Annotated in this window: 20 protein-coding genes; 2 read left to right on the top strand and 18 right to left on the bottom strand. The window is 55.2% G+C overall.

Annotated features, from left to right (window positions below; all coding sequences use genetic code 11):
- Window positions 1-48 precede the first annotated feature (48 nt).
- The 16 genes from I2E77_RS05265 to I2E77_RS05190 form a co-directional block, all read right to left on the bottom strand.
- Window positions 49-471 carry a GtrA family protein gene (locus tag I2E77_RS05265; protein ID WP_087234313.1) on the bottom strand — a complete coding sequence of 141 codons (423 nt, stop codon included), beginning with the start codon at window positions 469-471 and terminating at the stop codon, window positions 49-51.
- Between the two features lie 245 nt (window positions 472-716).
- Window positions 717-2150, bottom strand: a complete 1434-nt coding sequence (locus tag I2E77_RS05260) for a S41 family peptidase (RefSeq protein ID WP_191362956.1) — start codon at window positions 2148-2150, stop codon at window positions 717-719.
- Window positions 2151-2404: 254 nt separating this feature from the next.
- Window positions 2405-3772 (bottom strand): murein hydrolase activator EnvC family protein, encoded by a 1368-nt coding sequence (locus I2E77_RS05255; protein ID WP_191405403.1) that lies wholly within the window; start codon window positions 3770-3772, stop codon window positions 2405-2407.
- A gap of 167 nt (window positions 3773-3939) precedes the next feature.
- Window positions 3940-5196, bottom strand: coding sequence for a murein hydrolase activator EnvC family protein (locus tag I2E77_RS05250; protein WP_172749721.1), 1257 nt, complete (start codon window positions 5194-5196; stop codon window positions 3940-3942).
- Complete coding sequence (gene ftsX, locus I2E77_RS05245) at window positions 5186-6142, bottom strand: permease-like cell division protein FtsX (protein ID WP_191362954.1); 957 nt, start codon at window positions 6140-6142, stop codon at window positions 5186-5188. The genes I2E77_RS05250 and ftsX overlap by 11 nt, the downstream gene beginning before the upstream one ends.
- Window positions 6129-6821 (bottom strand): cell division ATP-binding protein FtsE, encoded by a 693-nt coding sequence (gene ftsE, locus I2E77_RS05240; protein ID WP_087234321.1) that lies wholly within the window; start codon window positions 6819-6821, stop codon window positions 6129-6131. Before ftsE ends, ftsX begins: the two co-directional genes overlap by 14 nt.
- Window positions 6822-7163: 342 nt before the next feature.
- Window positions 7164-8249 (bottom strand): PucR family transcriptional regulator, encoded by a 1086-nt coding sequence (locus I2E77_RS05235; RefSeq protein ID WP_087234323.1) that lies wholly within the window; start codon window positions 8247-8249, stop codon window positions 7164-7166.
- A 210-nt stretch (window positions 8250-8459) separates the two neighbouring features.
- Window positions 8460-9572 (bottom strand): ABC transporter ATP-binding protein, encoded by a 1113-nt coding sequence (locus tag I2E77_RS05230; protein ID WP_191362953.1) that lies wholly within the window; start codon window positions 9570-9572, stop codon window positions 8460-8462.
- A 211-nt stretch (window positions 9573-9783) separates the two neighbouring features.
- Window positions 9784-10509, bottom strand: a complete 726-nt coding sequence (locus tag I2E77_RS05225) for a pseudouridine synthase (RefSeq protein WP_191405402.1) — start codon at window positions 10507-10509, stop codon at window positions 9784-9786.
- Between the two features lie 158 nt (window positions 10510-10667).
- A complete protein-coding gene (locus tag I2E77_RS05220) occupies window positions 10668-11297 on the bottom strand; it encodes a DUF4830 domain-containing protein (RefSeq protein ID WP_195450749.1) in 630 nt (209 codons plus the stop codon).
- Window positions 11298-11524: 227 nt separating this feature from the next.
- On the bottom strand, window positions 11525-12064 hold the full coding sequence (locus I2E77_RS05215) for a hypothetical protein (RefSeq protein ID WP_195450748.1): 540 nt from the start codon (window positions 12062-12064) through the stop codon (window positions 11525-11527).
- A 66-nt stretch (window positions 12065-12130) separates the two neighbouring features.
- Entirely contained in the window at window positions 12131-12664 is a 534-nt protein-coding gene (locus tag I2E77_RS05210) for a hypothetical protein (protein ID WP_087234333.1), read from the bottom strand.
- A 239-nt stretch (window positions 12665-12903) separates the two neighbouring features.
- On the bottom strand, window positions 12904-14970 hold the full coding sequence (locus I2E77_RS05205; RefSeq protein ID WP_195450747.1) for an elongation factor G: 2067 nt from the start codon (window positions 14968-14970) through the stop codon (window positions 12904-12906).
- Between the two features lie 355 nt (window positions 14971-15325).
- The gene (fba, locus tag I2E77_RS05200) at window positions 15326-16264 is read right to left on the bottom strand and encodes a class II fructose-1,6-bisphosphate aldolase (RefSeq protein ID WP_087234337.1); all 939 of its coding nucleotides are present in this window, start codon (window positions 16262-16264) and stop codon (window positions 15326-15328) included.
- Between the two features lie 242 nt (window positions 16265-16506).
- Entirely contained in the window at window positions 16507-17301 is a 795-nt protein-coding gene (locus tag I2E77_RS05195; protein WP_195450746.1) for a DNA-3-methyladenine glycosylase family protein, read from the bottom strand.
- Window positions 17302-18078 carry an enhanced serine sensitivity protein SseB C-terminal domain-containing protein gene (locus I2E77_RS05190; protein WP_195450745.1) on the bottom strand — a complete coding sequence of 259 codons (777 nt, stop codon included), beginning with the start codon at window positions 18076-18078 and terminating at the stop codon, window positions 17302-17304. It abuts the gene before it with no gap.
- Between the two features lie 273 nt (window positions 18079-18351).
- Between I2E77_RS05190 and I2E77_RS05185 the strand changes: the two genes are divergently transcribed.
- Both I2E77_RS05185 and I2E77_RS05180 read left to right on the top strand, forming a co-directional pair.
- A complete protein-coding gene (locus I2E77_RS05185) occupies window positions 18352-18495 on the top strand; it encodes a hypothetical protein (protein WP_191405863.1) in 144 nt (47 codons plus the stop codon).
- A gap of 67 nt (window positions 18496-18562) precedes the next feature.
- Window positions 18563-19978, top strand: a complete 1416-nt coding sequence (locus tag I2E77_RS05180; RefSeq protein WP_191448751.1) for a TrpB-like pyridoxal phosphate-dependent enzyme — start codon at window positions 18563-18565, stop codon at window positions 19976-19978.
- A 179-nt stretch (window positions 19979-20157) separates the two neighbouring features.
- Here the strand turns inward: I2E77_RS05180 and brnQ are convergent, their stop codons facing one another.
- A complete protein-coding gene (gene brnQ, locus I2E77_RS05175) occupies window positions 20158-21546 on the bottom strand; it encodes a branched-chain amino acid transport system II carrier protein (RefSeq protein ID WP_195450744.1) in 1389 nt (462 codons plus the stop codon).
- Window positions 21547-21742: 196 nt separating this feature from the next.
- On the bottom strand, window positions 21743-22348 hold the full coding sequence (locus I2E77_RS05170; protein WP_195450743.1) for a hypothetical protein: 606 nt from the start codon (window positions 22346-22348) through the stop codon (window positions 21743-21745).
- Between the last annotated feature and the right edge of the window lie 34 nt (window positions 22349-22382).

Raw genomic sequence — 22382 nt, 5'->3', positions numbered from 1 at the left:
GGCCGGGGCGCTGGCTGCGCTCCGTTGATGATATTGGGGAAATGCGCTCTACTGCGGGCGTTTGAAAATAAACAGTTTGCTGAACACATAATTGAGAACAATTACAATGACATTCATGAGGACTTTTGCCAGCCAGTCGTTCCAGGTGAGAACGTCCACCAGCAGCCACATGCCTGCGGTATCCACCGCGAGGGAAAACAGGCGCGCACCCACAAAGGAGACCAGCTCCCGCAGCACCAACTTGGCCGCAAAACTTTTGCTTCGGAACACAAAGACCTTATTGGTGAGGAAGGCGAACGCGACGGAGAGCACCCACGCGAGCGTATTGGCCGTCAGCAACTGCCATTGCAGGACATCCCGCAGCAGCCCAAAGGAAAGGATATTGACCGCCGTGGTCAGGATGCCGAACAAAATGTACAGAAGCATCTCTGGGGCAGTCAAGAACCGCCAAATTTTTTTCAGCTTTTCCACATGAATCCCATCCTTTTCGTATGTTTATAGTTTATCATTCTATGCCCCGGCTTGCAAGGCAGATTTTTGCATCTATGATTTTCTTTTGGTTGCGCAGGGCCTCCGCTATGAGGATTCTGACATATTCCCCTGATTGGGATGAAAACCATTTGCAAATGCGGTTTCCTGATTACAAAATCGATAGGCGCGCCACAGAAAAGTACATCTGTAGCGCGCCTATCCACATATTTTTTCAAAAACTGCCTTTATCCTGCCGTGCTGCTGGACGTACTGCTTTCTTCCGTCGGCTGGGTCCCTTCCGAAGAGGCGGCGTCCTCACCGGTTGCCGAACCTTCCCCGGCCTCCTCCGGGATGGCGTCCGTCCCCTGCGCGCTCTGCGTCCCGGGGATTTCTGCAACTGCCGCCCCTTGGCGTACCAATGCGCTGACGGCGGCTTGCAGCTGCGCATCATCGGTATGGGCTAGTTCATCGCGCGCCAGCAAGTCCATCTGCTCCTCGGTCAAGGTGGCGGATATATCTGCGGCAATCCCTACGCCGTTGAACACGGTCCCTCCCGGCGTCAAATAATTCGCCACGGAAAGCGTAATCGCAGAACCGTCCGAAAGGGGGATGACCTCGTCCTTTGTGCCATATCCCGCCGTCGGTTGTCCGACAACCAGGCCCTTTTTGAATTCCTTTATATCCGCAGCAAAAATTTCTGCTGCGCCAAAGGTGGTCTCATTTGCAATGACGCTGATCGGAAGCGCAATCTCGTTGGATTTCGATGTATATTCCACCGTCGTCTGCCCATTCTTATCCTGCGTGGTCACCAGGTTGCCCGCCGGCAACAGGGTGTCCAGCATGGACGCCATCGCCTCCACGCTGCCACCGGAATTGTTCCGCAAGTCAATTACCAAACCCGCTACTTTCTGCTTATTGAGCGAGGAAAGGGCGGAATTGAATTGCTCGACGCTGCTGTCGTTGAATTCAGAGATTTTGATGTATCCCACATTCCCGTTGATCACGGACGAAGTAATGCTCTGCTTGGTGTATTCCGCCCTGGTAACGGTGATTTCCAGATACTCCCCCTGCGGTTCCGTCCCAGACGAGTCTGTGCCGTCCGCAACAGTATTCTCGCTCTCCGCGGCGGCTTCTGTAGGCTGGGCTGCGCGGTAAATCCCCAGGGTGACGGTCGTTCCGGCTGTCCCGTCCAGGCGGTTGAGCGCGTCGCCATACGTAATCCGGACAATCTCGCGGCCGTCCATCGAGACAATAGTATCGCCCTTTCGGATGCCGCTCTGCTCCGCGGGGGAATTCGGCATCACCTGGATGACTTCCATGTTGCCGTCCTCGTCCATGACTGTTTTAATCCCAACGCCGGTGTTTTTCCCCGCCGTGCCGGTCTGATAGGTCTTATACCGTTCCGCGGACATGTACTGGGCCTGTAAATCGCCCAACCCCGCAATATATCCCGCGCAAATGCCATCGGTCAACTGCGTTTCGTTAATCTCACCGACGTAGTCCTGCCGCGCCTTTTGGTCGATCTCACTGAGCTTTGTGTACATCGCCTGCCGCTCGTTGACGTCGGCCACCTTTTCATTGAAGCTGTTCATCGCGTATACGTATGTCAGGGATACGGTGACCGCCGCTGTGATCCCAGCAACAGCAACTGCCGCCCCCAGAGATATTTTCTTACCCATCACATATCATTCCTTACTATGCAGGTATTTCCATCTTTCCGCCCCGCATCCATATTCCAAGAACCCTTTCATCCCTGAAAAAGATTCCGGCGGAGCCTGTTCATGTGTCCCCGGCCTTTTTTACTATCATACCGGATTTCGTTTTCTTTTTATACGGCGAAATGTAAATTTTCTGTCAATCCTACCCGTTTTTGGCCCTTTCCAGCCATATATTGCCCGCTCCAACGGTCCCATCCGCTGTTAACCATTGCCGGTCAACCTGCGGAAAACCAATTGAATGGGTTCTGCCGGACGCCGTCGACGCGCACTTCAAAATGCAGATGCGGGCCTGTAGAATCGCCTGTACTGCCCACATAGGCGATGGTCTGGCCCCGTTCCACCTGCTGGCCCGTGCTCACTGCCAAGCTGCTGGCGTGTGCATATAGGGTGGAGTAGCCGCCGCCGTGGTCGATCATCACAAAGTTGCCATAGCTGTTGTCCCAGCCCGCTTTTACTACCTTTCCGCTGTTCGCCGCCACAATCGGCGCCCCATCAATGCTGTTTCCATTGGTGCGGTTGATGTCGATCGCCTTGTGGTCGCTGCTGTAGCCGCAGGAAATGTGGGTATATCCCGGCACTGGCCAAGTAAACTGCCCGCCCACGTATTCCAGAGGGGCGTCGTTCACAACCGGTGGCGCGGAGGATTCCTGCTCGGGTTCTTCCACCGGCTGTGTGGAACTTTCGCTTTCCTCTTGGTTTTGCTGCGCCTGTTCCTGCTGTTTCCGCTGCTCTTCCTCCTGCTGGCGTTTGAGCTCCTCCTGTTGGCGCTTCTGCTCCGCATAATAATCGGCCCACCACTGGTCGATCCGGTCGCCGGCCTCATTTTCTCTCCGGCGGATCTCCTCTTCCTCCATGGAGAGCGCGTCGCTCTCCGCCAGGATACCCTGTTCCTGGCTGGCAATGCCGTCCAAAACATTCTGCGCTTCGCTCTGCAACGCCCCCAATTCGGTGCGCTTTTGATCCAAGGTGCTCTTCGCTTCGGTGAGATCGGCCCGGTTCTGCTCAATCTCCGCTTTCTCCGCCGCAATCCCCTGCATCTCTTCCTTGAGGCCATTGATCAATGCGACGTCATGCTCCGTAATGCTGCGGAGCAAATAGGTCTTATTGGCCAGATCCATTACATTTTGGGAACTTAGGAGGATCTGTAGGGTACTGGCTTCCCCTGTCTTATAGATTGCGCACAAGCGCTTTTTCAATTCATCAAAGGTCGTATTGACTTCCTGCTGCTTGCCGGAAAGTTGTGCTGTCTTCTCCTGGATGCTGGTGTCCAGTGTTGAAACTTGCTGGTTTAAAACATTGATCTGGCTCTGGACATTCTGCATCTGGCTGTCCAGGGTTGCCTTATATTCCTGCTGCTTTGACTTATCCGCGCGCAGTTGGTCCAGCTTTGCTTTCGTCGCTTCCTGCTGTTGCTCCAATTTCTCACGCTGCTGCTCCAGCTCCTGCTGTTCCTGCTGGAGTGCATCCAGATCCCCCTCGGAAACGGCCGCGTCAGCGCACCGAAGCGACGTGGTAGAGGAGCACAGCACAGCTACCGCCGCCAGAACCGCGGCCACGCGCCGGATTTTTTTTGACTGCTTCATGGATTCCCTCCTTTGCACAACCCCTTTTATCCGATTTGAAACAGGCATGTCCCGCCGGAAATCCCATCCGCCGCAGGGCCTGCCACCCGCAAGCAACGACGGATCTGCGGACGCCGCTGCGGGCGCCCCTTCCCAAAAGGACATGCCTGTCTAAAATGCGCTTCTAATTAAGAGAACCAATTGAACGGGTTCTTCCGCACGCCGTTGACACGAATCTCAAAATGCAGATGCGGCCCCGTCGAATTCCCGGTGCTGCCAACATAGGCGATGGTCTGCCCGCGGCTCACGGTTTGCCCTTTGCTGACCGCCAGGCTGCTCGCATGGGCGTATAAGGTCGAATATCCACCGCCGTGGTCGATCATCACATAGTTGCCATAGCTGTAATGCCAGCCTGCCACAACCACTGTACCGCCGTTTGCCGCCACGATCGGCGCGCCGGAAATGCTCTTTCCGTTGGTCCGGTTGATGTCGATGGCCTTATGGCCGCTGCTGTAACCGCAGGAAATGTGCGTATAGCCCGGCACCGGCCAGGTGAACTGCCCGCCTACATAGCTCTCTGGCGCCGTGGTGTTGCTGCTTCCGCCGCTATTCCCACCGCTGCTTCCACTGTTCTGGGAGGCATAATAATCCGCCCACCATTGGTCGATTTCCGCGGCAGCCTGTGCCTCTTCCTGCTCAATCCTTCTCTGTTCCGCAGCAAGGCTGTCGCTCTCCGACTGCATCGACTGCTCGTTTGCGGTCAGCTCATCCAGCACGCGCTGGGCCTCGCTTTCCAACGTACCTAATTCGTTGCGCTTGTTATCGAGCTCCGTCTTCGCTGCGGCGACCTCTTGGCGGTTCTGCTCGATCTCCGCCTTTTCGTCTGCAATGGACTGCAACTCTTCTTTGAGCGTATTGATCAATTCTGTGTCATGCTCGGTGATTACCTGCAAGAGATGGGTCTTATTGGCAAGATCCATCACATTCTCGGAATTCAAAAGGATCTGTAAGTTGCTCGCTTCGCCCGTCTTATACAGGGCACAGAGGCGTTCCTTTAGCTGCTCATAGTTAAAGTCAATGTCGGCCTGCTTGTCGGCAATCTGCTCTGTTTTTTCCGTAATGTTTTGATCCAGTGTGGAAATTTGCTCGTTCAGCACCGTGATCTGGCTCTGGAGGTTTTCCATCTGCTGATCCAGTGTATTTTTGTATTCCAGCTGTTTTTCTTTATCCGCCTTCAAACTGGCCAGCTTCTGGTCGGTTGCCGCCTGCTGCTTGGCCAACTCCTGCTTCTGCTGCTGCAAGTCCTTTTGCTTCTGTTGCAGATCGGAAAGCTGGTCGGACGAGGCTGCATCCACATGCAGCTGGATCGCGCCCGGCGCGCAGAATACGGAAAACGCCAATACCAATGCCACAAACCCCTTGAGCCATCTCTTCTTACAGGCCACCTAAATCTCCTCCTTCTTTCTTCAGGTATTTACCGAGCGTAATCAGGCCGCCCAGGGCGCCAAACAAGGCGCCGGCCAACATAAAGATCAGAGTAATGCGCCAAGTGATGGGCCCGATGTCCACCGGCGAAAACAAGGGGATCGACGCAATGGAGGACACCAGCTTGTTATAGACGAGCACCAGCAACCCGCTGGCCACCCCGCCGGACAGGAGGCCGATAATCACGCCTTCCACGATAAAGGGGACCCGGACAAACCAGTTTGTCGCACCCACGGATTTCATAATGCTGATTTCCAACCGCCGTGAGAACATCGTCACACGGATCGTATTGGAAATGATAAACAGGGAAACAAGGCTCAAAATCAGGACAATCCAAAAGCCTACGGAGGTCACTAGGTTGTCCAAGCTGGTGAGCTGCTCCGCGATGTCGGAATAATCGATGATCTCGTCCACGCCATTGATCGCTTCAATCTGCGCCGCCGTCTCATCATACAGATTCAGGTCCTTCATCGAGATGCGGAACGCATCCGGCAGGAAATTTTCATCCCCCAAAAGGCCCTCCAATACGGTGCCGTCGTCGCCCAGCATATCCAACATATTTTGCACAGCGTCCTGCTTTGAGACAAATTCACATTCTTCAATATTGTCCAGCTGCTTGATCTCCTGCCCCACCCGGAGGCTGGTCAAGGTGGGCAGCCCTTCTTGAAGGTAGACCGTCGTGGAGTTGTTCCCCTCCAGCGACTTCATCGCCACATCCACATTCATGGAAAAGAGCACCGCCGCGCCCGTCAACAGCAGGCAGGAAACCAGCACGCCAACGGAGGCGAAACTCATGGTCCGGTTGCTCCAAATATTCTTAACGCCCTCTTTCAGCAAGTACCCCAAGCTGGAAAGCCGGGAACCGGACCGTTTCTTTTGGGTACGTACCGTTTTAATCTTGCGCATCTGGTTCCACCTCCATCGAAGCTGTATCGGCCACGATCCGGCCGTCATGAATCTCTACCACACGCTTATGGAAGTGCTTGACCAAAGAGTGCTCATGCGTCACCATGAGGATGGTGGTCCCCCTCCGGTTGATCTCGCTGAGCAGGTCGACAATTTCAAACGAGAGCGCCGGGTCGATATTCCCGGTGGGCTCGTCTGCGATGATGAGCTTCGGGTTGTTGACCAGCGCACGCGCAAGCCCAACACGCTGCTGCTCGCCGCCAGAGAGTTCGTTCGGGCGGCATTTCTGCTTATCCTGCAAATTTAGCAGGCTCAATATGTAGGGCACGCGCTTTTTGATTTCGCTCTGTGTGGCCCCGATCACATGCATAGCGAAGGCCACGTTTTCATAGACCGTCATGTTATCGATCAAACGGAAATCCTGGAAAACGATGCCCATCATGCGCCGGAGATACGGGATCTCCCGCTTTTTTAGGCTGGTAATATGGGTGCCGTTGACGATAATATCGCCCTCATTGGGCGTTTCCTCACACATAATCAATTTCAAGAACGTACTCTTTCCGGCGCCGGAAGAGCCTACGATAAATACAAACTCCCCGTCTGCAACGGTCAAATTCACATTTTGCAGTGCATGTGTCCCGTTGCTATATGTCTTGCTCACATTTTTAAATTCAATCATTTTCTCTCTCCCAAAGCCCTGCGGTGCATAAAAACCGCGCCAAGGGCGCAGATCCCCCTTGGACCATAAAAGACCGGTTATCAAAACGCCGTGCGGTTTTCAAAGCACACGATGGTTTCTATCTCGAAACGGGATGTTCCATCCCCGCGTAATTGCCATATCTGCCCAGCCGGTGCGGCTGTAAGCCGTTTCAACAGGCCGTTTTCTATACACAGAACAGCACCCACCGGCATGTTTACATAATACCAATGGGTGCTGCATTTATTGTTTTTAAAAAGAAATAATTTGTAATATTTTTGTAATTTTTTAAGCTTCCGACAACCTCCGGCAAAAATCCCTCTATTAGAACTTGACCGGATTCGAAGAAAGGTACTTTTTGACCATCAGCGCCACTTTAAAGACGATTGCGTCCTCGAACTCGCGCAGGTCCAAACCGGTGATCTTCTTGATCTTCTCCAAGCGGTACACCAGCGTATTGCGGTGTACAAACAGCTTACGGGATGTCTCCGAGACATTCAGGTTGTTCTCAAAGAAGCGCTGGATGGTAAACAACGTCTCGTGATCCAGGGACTCGATCGAGCCGCGCTTAAAGACCTCTTTGAGGAACATTTCGCACAGGGTCGTCGGCAACTGATAGATCAGACGCGCAATGCCCAGATTGTCATAGCTGACGATGGCGCGCTCCGTATCGAACACCTTGCCGACCTCCAAAGCAACCTGCGCCTCTTTAAAGGAACGGGCCAAATCCTTGATGCCAACTACAATGGTGCCGATGCCGACCACGCAATGCGTATAAAATTCGCTGGAGAGGGTATCCACAATGGAACCGGCCAGCTTTTCCAAGTCCTTCGGTTCAATGCCCGCCCGGATCTCCTTGACCAACGCAATGTCCGTCTCGTTGATGTTGATGATAAAATCCTTGCTCTTATCCGGGAAGAGGTTCTGGATCACATCGTAAGCGGAAATATCGGACTTGTTTGTAATCTTAATCAACATGCAGACCCGGCTGACGTCGGAATTAAAGCGCAGTTCCCGCGCTTTCAGATAAATATCGCCGGGAAGGATATTGTCCAAGATCACGTTTTTAATAAAGTTGCTGCGGTCATACTTTTCATCGTAGTATTGTTTGATGCTGCTCAAAGAGATGGCAAGCAGCGATGCATACCGGCTGGCTTCCGGGTCTGAACCGGAGACAAACACCGCATATTCCGGCCGCGGCCTGCTGCCAAAGGATTTGTAGGTGTAACCATTCACCACAAAGGTTCCCGGAGCTGCCAAGACATCGGCGGTAATGCTGTCGTTGACCTCGCCGATCCGCCCCAGCTCGCTGCAGGCAATAATGACGGACGTCTCGTCGATCACACCGATTGTGCGGTCAATAGCGTCCCTCATCTGGTGAATAACCCCTTGAAATAGTCTGTTTGACATGCTGCTCCCTCACTTTATCTATATTTGCTAATCTTGATGGTGGATTCTATAAAAAGGCTACATATATTTTACATAAAAGCAGCACACATTTCAACTATATATCACAAAATAAAAAATTTTTTTGTGGAAATTGCCGCGTAATTTACAATTTGTTCATATTTCAGAGGGCTATTTTTCTAGCTGAGCTTTCCCAAGCCACAGAAAGCCTGTTCAACGCCAAATCGTATGCTCTGTATCGCTGTCGAAAAGCTTTATTTTCTCCATATCAAAGGCGATTTGGATCGGTTCGCCGCTCTGCCGCATCGCATCTGCGTCAACCCCTGCTGTGATGGAATGTCCGCTGCACGTCAGATAGAGATAGGATTCCCCGCCAACGGACTCCATAACCTCGACTTCTGCATTTACAACGCCCTTTTCCATTTTTTCCACAAAGGCGGGATCGTCATGGACATCCTTCGGGCGCACCCCCAGGACAACGTTCTTGCCCACATAGCTCTTCAAAACGCCGGTTTCATCCCAGCCTTGCGGCATACGCACGGCACTCTTTCCGAACGTGAACGTATAATCCGAACCGTCCGCGCCCACCTTGACATTGAGGAAATTCATCGGAGGATTGCCAAGGAAGCCCGCCACAAACTGGTTGGCCGGGGACGCATAGAGTTCTTCCGGCGCACCTGCCTGCTGGATAAAGCCTTCCTTCATTACGGCAATCCGGTCCCCTAAAGCCACCGCTTCGGCTTGATCCTTCGTTGCATAAAGGATGGTGATCCCCAACCGCTTATGAAGTTCGCGAAGCTCCTTCCCCATTTGCGCGCGCAGTTTTTCGTCCAAATGGACAAATGGCTCATCCAAAAGGAGGACCTTATGCCCTTGCACCATGGCCCGGGCCAGCATTACCATCTGCTGTTGCATGGAAGTAAGCGCGCCCGGCTTCCGGTCCAGCAACGGATCGATTTGCAACAAGCCGGCAACCTCCTGCACATGCCGTTCCACCTCTGCCTCCGGCATCCGGTGCATTTTTAGGCGGAACGCTAAGTTCTCCTTGACCGTTAACTCCGGATAGAGAACGTGGTTCGGCAGGACCATCGCGATGTCCCGTTGCTGCGGAAAAAGCTGATTCACCACCACGCCGCCGATATAGATATCCCCTTCGGTTGGCGTTTCCAGGCCGGCAATGAGCCGAAACAAAGTGGACTTTCCGGAGCCTTCCGGACCCGCCACAACCAGGAATTCCCCTTCGGCCGCTTCCAATGTGCAATCCCGCACCGCTACCACTCCATTGTGGAACGTCTTACAAACATGCCTCAATGATATGTTCGCCATATTACAAATCCTCCAAAAAGCGAGTCTTTTCCTTGTATTCCGTCAAGAACCCTGTTTCCCTCTGCAACGATGAAAAACAAGCGTCCCGTCCCTATGTCAAAAAACGGGGCTAGTCCTTATCATATCAGATGCCCCCCTATTTGAACAGGCGATTTTTACCCAAAAATGCAACAACACCTTTATGAAAATCCGCTAAAAGACAAATGCTTTCTTAAAGCGCTACAGAATCTTTCGCACGAAAGATCTTGTCCCGTTCTTCCGGGCGGAGCGGACGCGCCTGCCCGGGGGCCAACGCAGGGTCCAGTTCCAGCGCGCCGATACGCAGGCGTTTGAGGTGCAACACGGTCTTTCCAACCGCGTGGAACATGCGCTTGACCTGATGGAACTTGCCCTCGCAGATCTGCACCTGCACCCGCGTAGCATCCAACAGCCGGAGCTCCGCGGGCAGGCATATGCGGTCGCTCAATTCCACCCCGGCGGCAAAGGCCCTGACGTCCTCCTGCGTGGCCGGAAGGTCCAGCTCCGCCTCATAAAGCTTATAGACGTGGCTCTTTGGCGCCAGCATCCGATGGGCGAAATCCCCGTCGTCCGTAATCAATAGCAGCCCTTCTGTATCGCGGTCCAACCGCCCTGCCGGGAAAAGACCACGGCGTTTCAACTCCGGGGGCAAAAGATCCAACACGGTCTCCTGGCGTGCGTCCCGCGCCGCCGAGAGCACCCCTGCGGGCTTATTCATCATAATATAGGAATACCGCTGGAAATGGAGCGCTTGTCCCCCCACGGTGATGACGTCTTGCTCCGGGTCCACCTTGCTGTCCGCTTGGCGCACCACCTGCCCATTGACGGTTACCACACCGCGCCGGATCAGCGCGCCGGATTCCTTCCGGCTCCCGATATTCTGCGAAGCCAATACCTTGTCCAACCGTTCCTTTGGCATGTTTTCACATCCATCCAAATTTGATTCCTCTATTATATCGGTTTTCCCCCGCGAATACAATCGTTCTTTCCGCAAAGAGCAAAATCCTCCCGCTGGCCAAACGCACGAACATGGCACGATGCCGCGAACGTTTTGCGGCATCGTGCTATGCCTTTTCCTCAGTCCGTCGGCCAGGCGTTCGCGGGGATCTCCGAAGAGGAGACAGGAGCTCCCTCGGACGAAACCGGCGCCTGGGACGAAACCGGGGCCCCGGAAGAGACCGCGCTCTCCGGAAGGGCGGAGCTCCCGGCAGAGGAAGCTGCGCCCGCATTCCCACTGCCCAGCGCGTCAAACGGGAGCATAAAACCGTCCAATTCCGTGGAACAGATATCGCCGCCGACCACGCGGTCCTCATAGACCAGCAGATTGGCATGGACCGGGGTTTCGGCTGGATAATTGGTCACCTCGTAAACCCATTGACGGCAGACCTTTCCCGCCAGCGGTTCCAAATCAAACCCCTGTTGCTTTTGCAGGGCATTGTATTGGAGGTACACCTCGTCAAATGGGTCTGGGATGGCCACATCCCGGATCTCCAAAGGTTCCGCCTCCACCTGCCAGCCGAACTGCGCTAAAAAGGCAACGCGCTCGTCGTTGTTGGATGCCACACAGCTGTACCCCTTGGCGTTTCCGGATTCCGCGGCAGCATTCCATTTCCCAAAGGCCAAAAATACCGTTACAGCCACCAAAATCACCGCCAGCGCAACAATCACCCACTTCTTCTTTCCCGCTTTTATGGAACATACAAACATAACGGATCCCTCCCCGCGGCGGCCGCCGCTTTTTCATCTCTAATGGATATGCGGCCGTGGGAAAAATCATGCCTTTTCTGCACAGGGAAGGCTGCAAAAAGAAAAGCACCCATCCCGGCAGTTTGCCGGAGCGGGTGCTCGGGGGAAGTTGAAGATCTAAGAAAGAAGATATTTGCAAGATTTCAAATCGATAGAAAACGATTTTAGCTTAATAAACACAGGGGATCTTATTCAACAATGTCGAACTGGAAGGTGATGTTGCCCCAATAGGTGCCGGTCACCGGGATGATCTTGGACGGGATGACTCTGTAGCGGTACTCGCCGTCCTCATCAAAGGACATCACTTCTTTATTGAGTTCGCTGACAAAGTGGGATGTACCGTCCTTATAGAAGCCCTGCACCTCATACGGCACATAGTTGTGGCCGCGATAGAGCGCGAAATCCGGGCAGTCATCCGGCATACCGGACTTGCGGGTGCTGGTAATCGAGAGCACAATCTTGCCGCCGTTCAAATTCGAGATGCCTTCCGCCTTGAACGTGGAGGTTGTGCCGCCCTTGACGAGCTGTACGCCCATCGGGATGGTGATGGTATAGGTCGGCTCCGCCACAGCGTCATATTCCAGTTCTACGCTGGCTTTGCCATTGATAAAGGAATCCTGATCGAAAATGACACTGCCGGGGTTTACGTCTTTTGCCGCTGCAAATGCGGAGGTCGTCATACCAGCCGCCATCATCGCTGCCAAGCAAAACGCCATTGCTTTTTTCATAATTTGTTCCTCCATTATTGTAGAAATCTCTATCTAAATGCCCCTGTAAAGGGATCAGAATAGACGTTAGCCAACCAGCAGCTTTGTTTTGACGTTCGCCCCATTCATCTGGGTATTGGTATCCAAAGAATAGGTACTGATTTTAATCGTCGCCTCATATTCACCTGCATCCAGCGCACGGGAAAGCGTCTCTTCCTGGATGGCCTTGCCTGGCGCTACCATCTTCGAAGTGTACAGTGTCTCGCCCGTCTCGTCCAAAACCAGCTCAAAAATAAAGTAGCAAGGGTTTTCTTCCGGGTTCAGGAGCAGGATCTTAACATCTTTCTCCCCAGCTGGCAGAGCGATGGACGCATAGCCCGGGATCTTGATCCCCTGCTCTTCGCCATTTGCGCTCGGCGGTGTGTTGCCATTCCAGTCCTGTGCCGCCTCGTCGAGATCGGGGGTGAACGTCTGCTCCTCGTTATACGGGGCATCCACCCATTCCTGGTAATGCATCCCTGCAAAAACGCCTGCACCCATCAAAAGCAACATACACAGGATACCAGCAGCGATCAGCACGCCCTTCTTCTGGGCGCTCCATGTTTTCTTGTTTTCTTCCATTTTTTAACAACCTTTCCCATCCGGCTTTGATAAGCCGTATCAATTCCCTACGAAATTTACCGATACATAGAATAGATGGGCAGCGTTAAAGGCATGTTTTCCCTTTGTTAAATCTAGGCAAAAAATAAAGCAACCGTTCCAGTCGAAATGGACTGGAACGGCTGCCGGTTCTCTTACATAAATTTTACAAAAACGTTCTGCTGGGAAAGGCGGCTTTTTCATGCCCCTGCTGGAAGCCTTTATTCGGCACCCGCCTTGGCCTGCTCGATCACCTTCTGGGCAACCTGGGCGGGCGCTTCTTCATAGCGGGTAAAATCGAAGGTATAGCTGCCGCGTCCCTGGGTAACCTGGCGGACAAATGTACAGAAGTCGTGCATCTCTGCCACCGGGACCTCTGCCTCAACCGTCTGCTTGCCGGGGCCAGCGGGCTCCATGCCCAACACACGGCCGCGGCGCTTATTGACTTCGCCCATGATGTCGCCCATGTTCGCGTCCGGAACCGTGGCGCGCAGGGTGCCAATGGGTTCCAACAGCACCGGGCTGGCCTGCGGCATACCTGCCTTGTACGCGAGGGAGGCCGCGGTCTTAAACGCCATTTCCGAGGAATCCACCGGGTGATACGAACCGTCATACAGCGTGGCGCGCAGGCCTACCACTGGGTAGCCGGCCAACGGGCCGTGCGCGATGCACTCCTGCAATCCCTTTTCGACCGCTGGGAAGTAGCCCTTCGGGACGGAGCCGCCTACAACGCGCTCGCCAAACTCCAGGCCCTCGCTGTCGCAGGGCTCGAACTCGATCCACACATCGCCGAACTGGCCGTGGCCGCCCGTCTGTTTCTTATGGCGTCCCTGGACCTGCACCTTCTTACGGATGGTCTCGCGGTACGGGACACGCGGCTGCTCCAGCGTGACCTCCACGCCGAACTTCGCTTTCAGCTTGGAAACGATGACGTCCAGATGCTGCTCGCCCAGGCCGCTGATGACCATCTGATGGGTCTCGGCATTGTTCTCAAATTTGATGACCGGGTCCTCTTCCATCAAACGGAACAGGCCCTGCGCCACCTTATCCTCTTCGCCCTTCTTCTTCGGCAGGATCGCCATGGAGAGCGTCGGGACCGGATAGGTAATTCCGTCCAAGGTGACCTTGCGCGTCGGGGAGCACAGCGTGTCGCCCGTGGAGACGTTGCCCAGTTTGAGCACAGCGCCGATGTCGCCCGCCGTGATGCAGCCCATCTCTTCCTGCTTTTTGCCGCGCATCATGACCGTCTTGCCGATGCGCTCCACGTTGCCCGTGCGCATATTGATGAGCTGGGCGTCCGTCGCAACCTTGCCGGAGATGGTCTTGATGAAGGACATCTTTCCAACAAAGGGGTCCGCGATGGTCTTGAAGACGATCGCCGCCGTTGCGCCGTCCGGGTTGACCGAAAGCTCGACCGGGTTCCCGTCGATGTCGGCTGCAATCTCGCCGCTCTTTTCCAAAGCGGACGGGGCCAGCCAGGTCAGGCCGTCCAGGAACTGCTCCATACCGCGCATCAGGAGCGCGTCGCCGCAGAACACCGGGCAGATCGCGCCGGATTTGACGCCCTTGCTGACGCCCACGATGACCTCTTCCGGCGTAAAAGGCTCGCCGGAGAAATATTTCTCAAACATCTCGTCGCTGGTCTCCGCAACAGCCTCATAGATTGCCGTGCGCAGGCCCTCCAAACGGTCGCCCATGGGCGGCATGGCCACTTCAACGGGCTTGCCGTTCGAGTAATCGTATGCCTTATATTCCAAAATATTGACATATATGTTTGCTTTGCCGTCTTCGATGTACGGGACAACCACCGGGCAAACCGAGGGGCCGAAGCTGGCCTTCAAGTCCTCGAACACGCGATAAAAACGCGCGCTCTCATCGCACAGGCCGTTGACAAAGAAAATCTTCGCCAAGCCGCGGGCGTCCGCCGCTGCAACTGCCTTTTCCGTGCCGACGTTCACGCCGTCCTTGCCGGAAACCGCGATCAGAACCGAATCCGCCGCGCGCACCGCTTCACACATGGCCCCCTCGAAGTCAAACAGTCCGGGAGCATCCAGCAGATTGATCTTATGATTTCTCCACTCCAGCGGGGCGATTGCCGCGCTGACGGTTGTTTTTCTCCTGATTTCCTCGGGGTCATAGTCGCATACCGTATTCCCCTCGCCGACCTTGCCAAAGCGGTCTGTGGCGCCGGAAAGGTAGAGCATGGCCTCCGCGATAGAGGTCTTGCCTGCTCCGCTATGCCCCGCAATTGCAATGTTCAGAATATCTTTTGCATTGTACAACTTCACCTTAAAAACTCCTTTCAGGGGTTGATTGGTACAACTTTACAATTGTTCAATCAAATTAATAACAATTATATCGTATTCTCACAAACATTACAAGCCAAAATGCAAAAATTAACGGAATCGAAATAGAAAGTTTTTCTGGAAAGTTATAAATTGCATGCAATTCTCTGTATAGTTTATACAAACTGGGTTCTCTTTTCTGGCCAAATGCGCGAAAATCGAGGGGTTCCCCCAAGAAAGGACGCAAATCGAATTCAAAATTTTGCCGTTCCGTCCTGCTGAAAATGCATAGAAAAAGCCGCCGCCCTTTCCAAAGTGGAAAAGGCGGCGGCAAACATTTCGATTGGAAGCGTTACAATTAGGCTTTGCCCTCGCAGCCGAGAACCGTCTTGATCTTATGCTCCACGAGGCCCTGGATGGCGTCGCGCGCAACCCCCAGATACTGGCGGGGATCGAAGTGGGACGGATTCTCCGCAAAATACTTGCGGACGGTTGCGGTCATCGCGAGGCGGAGGTCGGAGTCCACGTTGATCTTGCAGACTGCCTTGGCTGCCGCTTCACGCAGCATCTCTTCCGGGATGCCGATTGCGTCGGGCATCTGGCCGCCGTACTGGTTGACCATCTGCACAAACTCCGGGAGGACAGAGGAGGCGCCGTGCAGAACGATCGGGAAGCCCGGCAGGCGGTTGGAAACTTCCTCAAGGATATCAAGGCGCAGCTTCGGCTTCTGGCCGGGTTTGAACTTGTAAGCACCGTGGCTCGTGCCGATTGCAATGGCAAGGGAGTCCACGCCTGTCCGTGTTACAAAATCCTGTACCTCGTCCGGATCCGTGAACTGTGCTTTGTCGTCTTCTACCTTGACGTCGTCCTCAACGCCGGCAAGCTTGCCGAGCTCGGCCTCTACCGTGACGTTGTACTTGTGTGCATACTCGACCACTCTGCGGGCCTCTTCCACATTCTCCTCATAGGGCTTTGCGGAACCGTCAAACATGACGGAGGTGAAGCCGTCGTCGATGCAAGCCTTGCACATCTCAAAGGACGGGCCATGGTCCAAATGCAGGGCAACCGGAATATCCGGATTCTCTTTTACAGCGGCCTCGACCATCTTTACCAGATAGGCCGGGTGCGCATACTTGCGGGCGCTGGAAGAAACCTGCAGGATCACAGGGGCCTTCAGCTCCGCGCAGGCGCTCATAATGCCCTGGATGATTTCCATATCGTTAATATTGAACGCGCCGATCGCATAGCCGCCGTCGTATGCCTTTTTGAACATTTCCTTGGTATTTACCAATGCCATTGGAATCACTCCTATCTTTTAGATGCCCTTATTATACCGCATATTCCACAAAAAAGAAATACCTTTTGGCAAAAAAGCAAGCGGAGAAAGGGCGAGTTTGTAAGCCGCAGCGAATCTGCAAAAAATTGGCCGGACCCAACAAAACGTATCCTCCTTATGGAAAGCCATCGGACCAAAAACCGGGCACGGGGCGAAAACGCCCGTGCCCGGGATGGTTGTTTGAATTGGTCTTTTTGACGACGTTAAGCGCTCACGGATTGCCCGCCCGGCGGCGCCGTGCGGATATAATGGAACAGGTATTGCTGGGCAATGCCGGCATACGGGCCGAAGTCCTCCGGTTTCCTGCCGGGGAACCATTCCTTCATGGCGCGCTTCATCCACACATCCATTGGGAATGCTTCCAGCCGGTGCAGGCCATAGAGCAACGCGCAGTCCGCCACCTTGGGGCCCACGCCCACAATGGCCATCAGCTGCTCGCGCGCCTGTGCAAGGGGAGCGGCCCGCAGGGCTTCCAGATCGACTTCCCCGGAAGCCACCTTCCGCGCCGCGTCGAGTATGTACCGCGCGCGGAAGCCGCAGCGCAGGCACGCGAGGTCCTCTTCCTCCAGGCCGGCAAGACGTTCCGGCGATGGAAAACACCGGACCCCTTGCTCCATCTCCTCGCCAAAGGCTTCGCACAGCCGCGAAATGATCCCTTTGATCCGGGGGATGTTGTTGTTCTGGGAGATGATAAACGAACAAAGCGCCTCCCACGGGTCCTGCTGCAAAATCCGTATCCCGGGCGCAAAGGACGCAGCCTTTGCCAAAACCGGGCCGGACGCGGACAAGGCCTCCCGGATGGCCGCATAATCGCGGTCCAGGTCAAAATACGCGCGCCAGAAGGGATCGTCCATGGCCGCTTCCATATGGTCCTGCGAAACACACAGGGCCTTCCCCCCGGCGGTCCCCCGATAGGAGCCGTCCGGCTGGCGGTCCCAGCGGAAGCACTGCCCGCATTCCAGCGTCGCCCCCAAGTCAAAATCGCGCAGGGCGGTCATTTAATCTTCCAACTCCACGTCGATGCCCTTGCGGTAGAACGGCTTCTTGTCCTCGATGGCCTGTTTGCCAAATTTGCCGCTGGACGGCATCAGATCCAGGAATTCGCCCGCCTTCATCGCCTTATGGCAGGCATCGACCGTCGCTTTAAAGAGTTCCTGGTGGTTGACGCCCTGGGTCAGGCTCACGATCACCAGATGGTGCGGCTCATTCATGTTGGTCTTATAATTCGCCGTGAACAGCCATGCACTGAGCACCTCTGTGCGGGTCTTAAAATATTCGCACAGCGTCTGCACCAGCTCCTTCGGATACGGATCGGGCTTGGAGAGCACCACCATATCCGGGCTGATCGGCCGCTGCTGGAGCGGATTGGCGATTTGCTCCATCGTATTGGTGCGGATCACCAGGTTCTGGCTTGCCGGGTTGACCACAAAGCCCGCGATCTGCCCCTTCTGGCCCAGGACCAACGTGCGCAGCTCGGTAAAATCGAGCGTCATGGCGTCCTTTGTATCGGGCGCCCATTTCTTGAGTTCGTCCATGTCGGAGAACATTGCAAAGAAGCTCTCCCCTTTTGTGGTGGTCGCTGCACGGAACTTCACCTGGGTCTGCTGGTTCGGCTTGCCTTCTTCGGGACTCGGATCCAGCGTCACCGGGGTGATGTAGTGCATTTTCCGCATCTCTTCGATCAGTTCCAGTTCGTCTTTCCTTGTTTTATTTGTATCAAACTGCTTCAGTTTGCTGATAAACGCAGGATTTTGAACAGGTTGGTTAAGCTGCATAAATTGGTACCTCCTGAAAATTTGGTATTTGTATGATTATATCCCTATAACGCACATTTTGCAAGTAAAACACTTTCTTCTCCCTGTATTATTCACCACATGTCCCTAAAATCCAGCGGAAAATAAAAAATTTGTTTCTTACCCTTGACAAATGGCATTTCGATTTCTATAATGAAATCAACAAAAGAAACCGTTGAGTAAGGAGAGTACATAGGCAAAGCGCTCAAAAGAGAGCCGCAGGCGGTGCGATTGCGGCGGGCAGCGGCTTATGGAATGGGCTTACGAGGGCGGGGCGAACGGACAAAGACAGTCCCAGTAGCTGCCGACGGGAACTCCACCCGTTACCAAGGGAGCGCGTATGGAAGTATGCGGAACAAGCGGCGCGAAGGCGCAATCCGGGTGGTACCGCAGGAGTGAATGCTCTTGTCCCAGAAAATGGGGCAAGGGCTTTTTTGTTTATAAAAATCAAAAGGAGGAAATTCGCATGGCAAAGATTCCACACAGATTTAATTTAACAGAGGAACAGATGCCCACGCAATGGTACAACCTGCGTGCGGATATGAAAGAACAGCCCGACCCCATGTTGAACCCGGCAACCCTGGAGCCGGTCAAGACCCCAGAGCTCTATCCGATTTTCTGCGAAGAGCTGGCGGCGCAGGAGATGGACAGCACCACGCGGTACATCGACATCCCCGAACCGGTGCTCAATATCTATAAAGCCTACCGGCCCTCCCCGCTGAACCGCGCATACGATCTGGAAAAATATCTGGATACCCCGGCAAAGATCTACTTCAAATTTGAAGGGAACAACACCTCCGGCAGCCACAAGCTCAATTCGGCTGTCGCGCAGGCGTATTACGCCAAGATGCAGGGCATCACCAGCCTGACCACGGAGACCGGCGCTGGGCAGTGGGGCACCGCCCTCGCGGAGGCCTGCGGCTATTTCGGCATCCCGCTGACCGTGTTCATGGTAAAGGGTTCCTACAACCAGAAACCCTACCGCAAAGCCATCATGCAGACCTTTGGTGCGAATGTCATCCCAAGCCCGAGCGATACCACGAAGGTGGGCCGCGCCATCCTGGAAAATAACCCGGACACGACCGGCAGCCTGGGCTGCGCCATTGCCGAGGCCATTGAGCTTGCCACCTCGACGGAGGGCTGCCGCTATGTGCTCGGCTCCGTCCTGAACCAGGTTTTGCTGCACCAGTCCATCATCGGCTTGGAAGCGAAAAAAGCCATGGATATCCTCGGCGAATATCCCGACATCGTCATCGGCTGCGCCGGCGGCGGTTCCAACCTCGGCGGCCTGATCGCGCCCTTCATGCAGGATAAGCTCTTGGGCAAAAAGAACCCATATTTCATCGCGGTCGAACCCGCCTCCTGCCCGTCCCTGACGCGCGGCCTCTATGCATACGATTACTGCGACACCGGCAAGGTCACGCCGCTGGCGCGCATGTACACACTGGGCAGCGGCTTCATCCCGTCCCCGAACCACGCGGGCGGCCTGCGCTACCACGGCATGTCCCCGATCGTCTCCAAGCTCTACCACGACGGCTGGATCGACGAGGCCCGTTCCGTCGAGCAGACGAAGGTCTTCGAGGCTGCCATGCTGTTTGCGCGCGTGGAGACCATCCTGCCCGCGCCGGAATCCTCCCATGCGATCCGCGTGGCGATCGACGAAGCGCTCAAATGCAAGGAGACCGGCGAGGAAAAGACCATCCTGTTCGGCCTGACCGGGACCGGCTATTTCGACATGGCCGCCTACACCTCCTTCATGGAGAAGACCATGACCGACTACATCCCGACCGATGCGGACCTGCAGCCCGGCTTCGACTCCCTGCCGAAGATCCCCGGCCGTCCGGCGGAACCCGCCCGCGATCCCGCACCGGCACGCCGGTAATGGGAAACCGGCAACGAATTTGACATCTTCTTTCAACACCTGAAATCCAATCAAATACAAAGGGACCGGAATCCATGATTGTGGATTCCGGTCCCTTTTTCCACGCTTTTGTTTGCAAAGGCATCCTGTTGTGCGGCGGCATCTTCGCCGCGCCGCCCTATCCCATGCGGATAACATTTTTATACGGAAGTCTGGGAAGGCACAGCCTTTTCGCCGCCGGTTGGGTTCTTTTTCCCCCCGATATATCGGACCAGAAGGCCGATCAACAGCCCCACCAATGCGGGGCAGATCCAGCCAAAGCCCTGGCTGGCGAGCGGGATCCAGGTGTCCGCCAGCCTGACCACAGGGTCCAGATGCAGGGCAGTACGCACGCCTTCGGGCAGCGCCCGGAGAAAGTCAAAGGCCGCCGCTGCCGCTGTAAAGCCGGCCGTCCATTGCAGGACCACACGGTCGTTGTGGAACGCCTTCCCGCACAGCGTCAATAGGATCAACACAATCGCCAGTGGATAGAGGAACATCAGGACCGGCGTGGAGTAAGCGATAATTGCATCCAGGCCAACATTCGCGATCAGGAAGGATAGGATGCAGAACACCACTGCCCACACCCGGTAAGACGGCCCGCCCGGGAACATCCGCACGAACGTCTCCCCGCAGCTGGTAACCAGCCCGACCGCCGTCTTCAAACAGGCCACCGTAATCGTAGCCGCCAGGATGAAGGCCCCGGCCCCTCCGAAATAATGCTCTGCAATCTGTGCAAGCGCCTCCCCGCCGTTGCTTGCCACGTCAAACAACCCGCGGCTCTGTGCGCCCACAACCGTGACCAGCACATAGATCAGCGCCATCAGCAGCGAACTGAAAATCCCGGCATATACCGTACGTTTTGCCACTTGCCCCGGTTCCTTGACGCCCAGCCCGCGGATTGCCTCCACCACAACGATTCCAAACGCAAGCCCGGCCAGCGCATCCATGGTGTTATACCCTTCCAAAAGCCCTGTGGAAAACGCATGCGATGCATACGCGCCCGACGGGGCAATCTCTGCGAAGTTCCCCAGCGGGGAAACCAATGCGCGCACCACCAGGATTGCCAGGAAGAAGAGGAACAGTGGGTTCAGCACCTTCCCGATCCACGTCAGGATTTCCCCCGGCCTGAGCGAAAAGAACAGCACCACGCCGAAAAAGAGCAGGGAGAACACCGCCAGTCCCACGGTCTGCCCCGCTCCGGGCAGGACCCGTTCAATCCCGACCGTGTAGGAAACCGTCGCGCATCTGGGGATCGCAAAGAACGGCCCGATCGTAAGATAAAGAACGCAGGTAAAGAAAAGCCCGTACCGTTTCCCGACCCGGCTGCTCAATCCCAGAAGCCCATCCTCGCGGCTGACTCCAAGGGCGGCCACCCCCAAAAGCGGCAGCCCCACCCCGGTGATCAGGAAGCCAGCGGACGCCTGCCAAAGGTTCCAGCCTGCCATTTGCCCCATGGAAACTGGAAAAATCAGATTGCCCGCCCCAAAGAACATGCCAAACAGCATACTCGCCACAACAAGAAGTTCTTTCAACGTCCGTTTCTCCATCGCACAATCCCCCAAAGATTTTCCTGACGATATGGTTGTTTTTTCCATTATACCGCGCTTTATCCGTCCGGTAAACCCCGCCCCTTGCCTCTTCGGGTGAATGGGCCAGCCGGTTGACGATGGCATAATCAGAAGGAACCGGAGTCCATTTTGTGGACTCCGGTTCCTTCTTTGTGGATTTTGGCTTTCTTCGGGATTATCCGCGCGATCCGTGGCAGATCCACCGGTGCGCTGTCCCGGTTTGCAGCTGGGAGGCGGCGCCACATGCTGCACATCGATAGGCATTGTAGGCGTCCATCGCTTCGCGGGCATCCTGCCCGTAAGCAAAATGGGAACAGGCCCTCTGTTCGCCATCGGTATGCCATGCTCCATATTCAATCTGAACCGAAGCGTACCCTGTCTTTTGGCAGGCGGGACATGCCGCGCCATTTGCAATTTCGATCTCCAGGACCTTTTCCCCATCGATGTACAAACCAGCACGTTCGCCCAACTGCCCAATCGCCTTGACCGCATAGACAGCCTCGCCATCGGAGAACCGCTGGACCGTTCCCGTCTGTGCCACCGCGCCGTTCCCGCTGGTATAGCCCGTACCCAGGCTGCCGTCCAGCTTTAAAGAGAACGCCGCAACAGACCCCTCCGGCAGCGCAACAACTGTGCCGGAAGGGACCGCCTTTCCATCCATCGCAAGCTCCGCCCTTCCAGCAGCCTGTGCGGGAACGGCTTCCGCCGCAAGAACGAGCGACAGGAGCATGGCGGATAAAATCGCACGGTTTGTCCTCCGTTTGAGTTGCATGTGAAGCATTGGATTCCCTCCCATCTCATGTGGTTCATTACAA

Source organism: Anaeromassilibacillus sp. 1001302B_160321_C8 (genome assembly GCF_015554745.1).
GTDB classification, from domain to species: Bacteria; Bacillota; Clostridia; order Oscillospirales; family Acutalibacteraceae; genus Anaeromassilibacillus; species Anaeromassilibacillus stercoravium.
Note: the sequence above shows the minus strand (reverse complement) of the source record. Positions and strands in the feature narration are given on the sequence as shown.